This window comes from Streptomyces sp. NRRL B-24085, assembly GCF_001282115.1.
Taxonomy (GTDB): domain Bacteria; phylum Actinomycetota; class Actinomycetes; order Streptomycetales; family Streptomycetaceae; genus Streptomyces.
Window position 1 is genome coordinate 23696 of record NZ_LJBR01000185.1, and the last position, 6735, is coordinate 30430.

Below are 6735 nucleotides of genomic sequence, written 5' to 3' on the forward strand. Positions count from 1 at the left end.
GGCTCTTTCGTTGTGCTCGCGGCTTGCGCCCTGCGCGTACCCGGGGGCCCGCCCCGCAACCGCAGTGCGGGTCAGGAGGGGCGCAGCATCACGGGGCTGGGCGGGGATGCAATCGCCTCGGCAGACCCGGTGGGCGCCTGCACAGCCGTCGTCTTCGTCCGCGAGGATAGTGGCTCTTGTCTGACTGCTTAAGCGAGCCTCCTGGCGAAAGGCAGCCGGCGCGGCCCAGCCGAACGCTTCCTGGCCGAAGGCTCCGGGCCGACGTGTGTGCAGGTTCAGCATCGCCGCTCCTCGCCCCGCGCGTTCCCCACCCGACGACGGCAACGGCATGCTCGGCGAACGAGCGGGCATACGTGCCGAGCACTGAGTTGAGGCGGGCTGTGCCCCGCGTTCGGGAAGGAACGGCGTGCCCGGTGTCCCTGCTCTCCTGCTGAGGAGACTGACCGTCGTATCGTGCCGGACACAGCAGACGGCACGATCGGCTGTGCACCGAACCATCGCTGCTCTCCGCAGCTCCGCTCCTCACCACCCCCGAGGCCCGGGCCACACCCCAAGCAGTCGTCCGTCCCAGGCCACCGACTGAACTGGCCGCGCCTGCAGCAGGCATTTGCACGCCATCACGGGATATCGGCGGGACGGCTGCGTACGGCGCATCCTGGCGCCGCACGCCGCCTCACAGCGCCAACCGGAGCGTGCGCCCACTCGTTCCGGGCTTGCGCAGCACAGGTGCCATGAGGCTTTCCACGGGTCGTAACCGCCGCGACGACATCGCAACGCCATCATCCCCACGAGCAGCGGGCGCGGGGGCTGGCAGGCAAGCGCTGCCCCACGTCGTCGGCGCGGGCGCGAGTCAGAAGTCGGCCGGGACGGTGTCAGGCAGTAGACGGGCAAGGCCGTACGTGGCGGGGTACAAGTCGCTGGCCAACAGCAGCAGACGCATAGGCTGCGGGCTCAGGCCCGTCACGGTCCTGCGGCGGGGCGAGGCGTCCGCGCAGTGGTCGAACAGGAAGCGCAGGGCGGCGACATCCATGAAGGCGGTCTCGCGCAGGTCGAACTGGACGTCGCTGAAGCCGGGCGGGAGTCCGGCCAAGGCTGCCCGCAGCGGGGGCAGGGTGTCGGCGTCGATCTCGCCGTGCGGGATGATCCGGGCACGGGTGCCGTCGATGACGGTGGTGACGTTCATGTGGGCACGCCCCCCTTCCGGGGGTCGATGAGCCCAACGGCGCGCCACCCCCGCGGGGGCGGACGACGAAGGCAGGAGCCGAGTGCCCGGAGTGGGGGCAACGCCCGACATCCCAAAAGACCGGCACCCCGCAAAGGTGAACCAGTCGGTCTCACGTCCCTCCACCGTCCCACACTCCTGCCCGCGCCCGCCATACCCGCCGGCATCGCCCGGGCAAAGACCCAACGCGATGCGGCCGATCGCGTTGTGGAGGCGGGCTTGAAGCATCTCGAACGGCTACAGCGAAAGCTGACGCCGACTGCCGTGGCAGCCGGCGTCTAGTCGACTCCGCCTGGTCCGGCGAACAGTGAGCCGCCGCCTGGATCGCCCCCATGGCATCACGCGACCATGCAAAGCGGTGGGGGCGTGTGGGGTTCAAGCCGAGCGGGTTCGTCCGCTGCGCACGCGCACTCGCCGGCAGGTCCGTCGCAGGCTCCGATGTCACACGTGGGGGCTCAAGGGACGTCACGTCCGACCCGCGCAGACCGGGGCCCGGGCGGCCCGCCCGGACACCTCGCCTCCGCTACGCAGGCGACCGGTCGTGCTTCAACCATGCGGCGGCGTGCGACAGTCAGCGGGCCCGGCCTCACTACTCCTTTCCCGGCCCGGCACCGATGCGGTCCAGATCCGCCGTCAGGGACTGCAGCCACGACACCGTCGCGTAGTAGAGACGCGGTGCGTCCGGTGGCTCAGCCGTGGCTTCCGCGAGGGTCATCTCGATCGACGGCACGGGTGCGGTGGGCGTGTCGCCGCCCGGGTCCAGGGCCGCCGAGACCAGCAGCATCCGGCCTGCCACGCGTTCGCCGACGCCGGCGAGCGCTTCCGCCGTGGCCGGCCCCAGTACGGCGTGCGGTGGCTCCAGCAGCCTCTGGGAACCCCACAGGGTGTGGTGGCCCGCCATCAGCGTCGCCTGCCAGTCCACCGCAGGGGACGTCGCGTGGCCATCCATGCGTGCGGGCTCGCTCTGGTACTGGGCGTACGCGGACTCCGCGAGGATGACCGAGCGGTGCAGCGACCGGTGACCGGGCGGCGCCCCCGACGGCGGGGCCGCCGTCGTGCCCCGCGCTGCCGAGGCGCTGGTCGCCACGACGATCTCCGCCGCCCTGCGCAGCAGCTCCGCGGCCGCGTAGCGCAGTTCGTCGTGAGCGCCGCGCGGCCATGCCAGCAGTCCGAAGACCGCTCCGATCGCGCTGCCGACCAGCACGTCGAGCATCCGCACCTCCGCCAGATGCCAGCTAGGCGGCGCGAGCTGCGCGAAGACCAGTGCCACGAGCACGGTGAACAGGCCCTGTGCCCAGCCGACGCCCCGCACCGGTCCGACGGTGAAGGCGATCAGCATCCATAGCGGCAACAGCACCGCGTAGAAGCGGGTGTCCGTCCCGGCCAGGGTCAGCGTCCCGGCGGTCACCAGCGCGCCGACAAGGGTGCCGGTGAGCGCCAGGCGGATGGTGTGACGGGTCTCGTCCAACGTCGTACGGGTGAGAGTGAGGGTCGCGAGCATGGCCCAGAACCCATGGGGCAGCGTGTCCACCCCGGCCACCAGCCGTGCGGCCGTCAGCGCCAGGGCGATGCGCACCGCGTTCTGGAAGAACACCGACCGGCGCCCGCCGTGTCCGCGCAGCCGGTGCCACCACAGTAGCGGCGCTCACATCGTGGCGTACCAGAAGCGGCCCGGCGGGACCGGCACCCGGGCATGCCGGCCGTGTACGGCGAGGTCGGCGGCCACGCCCATGGCGAGTGCCGCGTCGGCGACCTCCAGCACGGCGGCGTGCCTGCGCAGTACCGCCGCGGGGAAGGCCTGCGCAGGGGCGGTGCCGGGAAACGGCCCGGCGGAGACGGCCGACAGGCGTGCGCGCGCCTCGACCAGCGCCTGGTACGGCGCCACCGGCGACGGCCCGGAGCGCAGACAGCCGGCGGTCGCCTCTCCCAGCTCGGCCACCGCACGCAGCACGGCGGTGACCGCGGTGTCCGCCTCGTCACGGTCGGTGCGCAGCCCCGCGAGCCGGCTCAGCAGGGTGCGGGTCGCCAGGCCGGTGTGCGCCAGGGCGCGCTCGCGTCTGCCCGGCCCAGCTGGGCGTACCGCCTCCGGCACGTGCAGTGGCCGGAGCCCTTGCACGGCTTCCCGGGCCGCCTCCCGGTCCTCACCGGTCAGGGTGTACGGCGGTGTGGCGAGGCATCGGGCGCACCGCGCAGCGACCCGCGCGGCCCGGGCCGCCCTCTCCTCGTACCCCGAAGGGTTCGGCTCGGCCAGCAGCAGTGCCTCCGCCGCGACGAGCAGAGCCGCACCGGTGCTGGTCCCGGCCAGGCGTTGGCCGAGTGAGGCCGGGTCGTGGGGCGGGAAGGACGGCAGGATGTAGAGCAGTTGCAGGCCCGGTGCCGTCCCCGCCGCGCGCGGCCCGCCCACGGCCGAGAAGGCCAGAAGGAAGCCGACCACCAGCATGCCGACGGCGGCGCTCCAGGTCTACACCGACAGATACGTGCCGACCACCACCAGCACCCAGCACAGCGGCAGGGCGCGCAGCAGTACGGCGGCCCGTTGGCGTCCGGTGCCGCGGATCCGTGACAGTCCGCCCAGAGCGATCGCGGCGAACAGCGCGTACGTTGCCGCCACGGGGCAGTCCAGGCCATAGCGGAAAACGTAGAACCCGCTCGCCGCCGCAAGTGCCACGCGCACTGCGCGGCGGCCCGAGACGACGTAGACCCCCGGGTCCCACCACCTGGCTACGACACCGCCCACCCCTTCAGCATCACCCACGCCGCGAGGCACAGCATCCGCCCGGGGCGCGCCCCGCCCGCTCGGCCGACCGCTGCGGATCGCTGCGGCTGGGGCGAGGAAGCCGGCGCCGGATACGACATCATCGGCGACCGCGTCGTGTCGCACATCTTCCAGACGTCCGGGCCGGTGCGGATCTCAGCGGACCAGGGATGGCGGGCGCTGCACGCCGGCGACATCGTCTTTCTCGGTGCACCGTCCAACATGCACCACGCGGCGATCTACATCGGCAATGGTCTGATCGCGGAGGCCCGATTCTGCCTGCCGCTCGTCTCGCCGGTGAGCTCGTCGCGCACCAGTCCCGACTCGCGCCTACGCCAACTGACGGGGATGGATGTCCCAAGTCCGCATCCGCGTTCGTGGCCATGCTCGATGCCTCACGGCCACTCGGTCTAGTCTTGCGCAACTTCTTCGGCAAAGGTTCATGGCGGGAGTGGACGGGACGGTCATCCCGGATCGGAGGCGGGGAAGACGGCGCGTGCGGCAGCGTACAGCCACGGACATGCGGAGAATCCTCGCAGTGCTTGCTGAGGAAGCTGACCAACAGATCCACGACCAGGTGTGGAGACTGGATCCGAGCGATCGCCAGCTCGCCCTGGAGACCGAGGCCCGCCTGCGCGACGTCATCGGCACGCAGGATGTTCAGGAGGCCTTGCCGCAGCAGATCAAGCGGCTCGAACACCTGCGGGAAACTCTCGTCGTCCTGGCCATCTACCTCGCGCGCACTCACGGCCGCCTCGCCTGGTTCCTCTCCGGCGCTCTCGAGCTGATGGGCGGGATCGGCGTTGGGCTGCGGGATGGCGCCGAGTCGGTCGATGCGGTCGACGGCCAGGTCGTCGACGGCTCCTTGACGGCGTCTTCGGGGACGGCGGCCGCGTTGTCGGGCAGATCGAGGAAGACGGTCAGGGCGCCGCCCGACCCGGTGCATCGGCGGATGATCCGCAACAGTGCTGGTCTCATGGGCTCACGAGACCGATGGGATGCCCGGCCGGTGCGCTGCACCGCAGTACCGGATGTGGACAGTCCCCGCTGCTCCAAGAGAGCGCGGGGACCTTTCGCAACAGGCGGTTGCCGGTCGCCTTGTGCGACTGGATGGAGCCGTGTTCAGCGGGATTCGTCGTAGGGGTCGCGGCTGCCGGACTTGGCCAGGCCCCGGCTGATCATGTAGCCGACGGTGAGGACCACGATGTACAGCCACGCCTTGTCGGCGCGGAAGTAATCGGCGTGACCTTCGTCGTCTCCCACGACCATGGAGGCGATCAGTACCGCAACGACCGCAGCGATGTAGGCGAAGAACTCGGTGGTCTTGAAGGCGGCCTTCGTCTCGGTCGACAGCCGGCGCGGCCGGTGAGCGGCCGCATCGGTGCCCGTGTGGCTTGCGTTACCGACCGGATTCACAGCGCTCATGAAGAAGACACCTCTCACATCATGCGGAATGCCTGAAGCCTCCGCGGTAAGGACAGCGTCAAGATCGGCGCTTGTCCCACGAGCGACTCCCACAGACCGGTCTAAACACTCGGTGGACCCCGGCCATGAAAACTTGCGGGCAGGAACACCATGGCGGCCGGTGGGCGCCGGTAGAGGGCCGGCCATGCCTCGCTCCTGCTGCGGGCCGGGTGCGACCGGTTCGATCACGGGCGGTGTGTCGCTGTTTGTGCCAAGAAGGTGCGATACCAGCCAAGGGTGGGCCCACCGAAAAGAGAGCCTGACACGCTGGTGAGACACCATGCGGAACCGCTGATGATGCGGATGCTGCAGGTACGACACAGCCGTCTTCGTCGTCGACATCCGCGAGACGGTAGTGCGCCGGCTCACCGGCCGCGGGCGGGACACCGCAGACGACGGACAGCCGTTCACCATCCGGGACAGCCTCCCCGACCGCGCCTATCAGCAGTGACCCTGCTGGCCGAACGAGACACCGACGGCAGACAAGACGGCCGACGTCGCTGGTGGGTAGCCGTCGCCGACGGTGTCAAGCGGCTGGACGTGCTGCGGGCCGAGACGGCAACCGACGACGAGCCGACCCGCCGGGCGCTGCGCGACCTGGCGTCGATGGTCGCCACTCCACCGGCCTCACTTGCCTGATCAGCGCCTACCGCACCGCCCGCGACACCAGCGCCCGCCTCGCCCTGCTCGCTCCCGATCGGTTCGTGCAGGACATGCTGGCTCTCACCAGCGTCGACCGCCTCCTTCCCAGCCACCCACCACGTCCTGAACCGATGAAGACACACACACCCGACACGCCTCAGTGCGGAGGGCGTGGGTCCGCCGTCAAGCGGCCAGGGCGCGCTTGATGTTGGGGTAGCAGAGGAGGATCGGACAGACGGCATAGATGGCGGACCCGAACCGGTGCCCCTTGGCGTGATGTGCCGGAGGCCAACGGACATGCCAGGGGGCCGAACACAGAGGCGGGTTACGTCTCTCTGCCCGCCCCCTGCCGGGCCCAAGGGCGGGGTACGACGGGCAGGTGCCCAGATGCCCCGTTCCGTGTGCCGTGGGGCGACCATGGTCTGCATGACGTCTGTGCCGTCCGTGACCGTCGACCCGCCCGATCACGACGGCGGTCGGCTGGTGCATATCCACTACCAGGCTGTGGGCCGCGCCTACGGCCTGTGGGACATGATCGTGTTCCTCCACCGTGCAGGGCTGCACATCGGGGAGGAAGACGAAATCGCCGCCTCTGACCTGATCAAGTGGAAGGGTGGCGGCCCACACGTGTGGGAGCCGTGACGAACACACT

General features: G+C 70.5%; 9 protein-coding genes. 4 read left to right on the forward strand and 5 right to left on the reverse strand.

Annotation, left to right across the window (positions count from 1 at the left end):
- Positions 1-850: 850 nt before the first annotated feature.
- From AOJ26_RS21015 to AOJ26_RS44480, 4 genes are all read right to left on the reverse strand, one after another.
- A complete protein-coding gene (locus tag AOJ26_RS21015; protein WP_053849873.1) occupies positions 851-1183 on the reverse strand; it encodes an STAS domain-containing protein in 333 nt (110 codons plus the stop codon).
- 628 nt (positions 1184-1811) lie between these two features.
- A complete protein-coding gene (locus AOJ26_RS44470) occupies positions 1812-2816 on the reverse strand; it encodes an FUSC family protein (RefSeq protein WP_234358631.1) in 1005 nt (334 codons plus the stop codon).
- Positions 2817-2867: 51 nt separating this feature from the next.
- The gene (locus AOJ26_RS44475; protein WP_234358632.1) at positions 2868-3662 is read right to left on the reverse strand and encodes a hypothetical protein; all 795 of its coding nucleotides are present in this window, start codon (positions 3660-3662) and stop codon (positions 2868-2870) included.
- A gap of 21 nt (positions 3663-3683) precedes the next feature.
- Positions 3684-3833, reverse strand: a complete 150-nt coding sequence (locus tag AOJ26_RS44480; RefSeq protein ID WP_234358633.1) for a hypothetical protein — start codon at positions 3831-3833, stop codon at positions 3684-3686.
- A gap of 261 nt (positions 3834-4094) precedes the next feature.
- Here AOJ26_RS44480 and AOJ26_RS43530 point away from each other — a divergent pair, with 261 nt between their 5' ends.
- Positions 4095-4391, forward strand: coding sequence for a hypothetical protein (locus AOJ26_RS43530; RefSeq protein ID WP_159044344.1), 297 nt, complete (start codon positions 4095-4097; stop codon positions 4389-4391).
- 124 nt (positions 4392-4515) lie between these two features.
- Positions 4516-5118: a hypothetical protein gene (locus AOJ26_RS43900; RefSeq protein WP_179200264.1), complete on the forward strand. Its 603-nt coding sequence runs from the start codon at positions 4516-4518 to the stop codon at positions 5116-5118.
- Here AOJ26_RS43900 and AOJ26_RS21035 read toward each other — a convergent pair.
- Positions 5100-5402, reverse strand: coding sequence for a hypothetical protein (locus AOJ26_RS21035; RefSeq protein ID WP_053849875.1), 303 nt, complete (start codon positions 5400-5402; stop codon positions 5100-5102). The two genes, AOJ26_RS43900 and AOJ26_RS21035, sit on opposite strands and share 19 nt — an antisense overlap.
- 486 nt (positions 5403-5888) lie before the next feature.
- Here AOJ26_RS21035 and AOJ26_RS21040 point away from each other — a divergent pair, with 486 nt between their 5' ends.
- On the forward strand, positions 5889-6080 hold the full coding sequence (locus AOJ26_RS21040; RefSeq protein ID WP_053849876.1) for a hypothetical protein: 192 nt from the start codon (positions 5889-5891) through the stop codon (positions 6078-6080).
- 429 nt (positions 6081-6509) lie between these two features.
- On the forward strand, positions 6510-6725 hold the full coding sequence (locus tag AOJ26_RS21045; protein ID WP_053849879.1) for a hypothetical protein: 216 nt from the start codon (positions 6510-6512) through the stop codon (positions 6723-6725).
- Positions 6726-6735 lie beyond the last annotated feature (10 nt).

Bases quoted from the DNA above. Each gene is read 5' to 3' on its own strand.
- AOJ26_RS21015 (WP_053849873.1), bottom strand. From the start codon at position 1,183: ATGAACGTCACCACCGTCATCGACGGCACCCGTGCCCGGATCATCCCG.
- AOJ26_RS21045 (WP_053849879.1), top strand. From the start codon at position 6,510: ATGACGTCTGTGCCGTCCGTGACCGTCGACCCGCCCGATCACGACGGC.
- AOJ26_RS21035 (WP_053849875.1), bottom strand. From the start codon at position 5,402: ATGAGCGCTGTGAATCCGGTCGGTAACGCAAGCCACACGGGCACCGAT.
- AOJ26_RS44475 (WP_234358632.1), bottom strand. From the start codon at position 3,662: ATGCTGGTGGTCGGCTTCCTTCTGGCCTTCTCGGCCGTGGGCGGGCCG.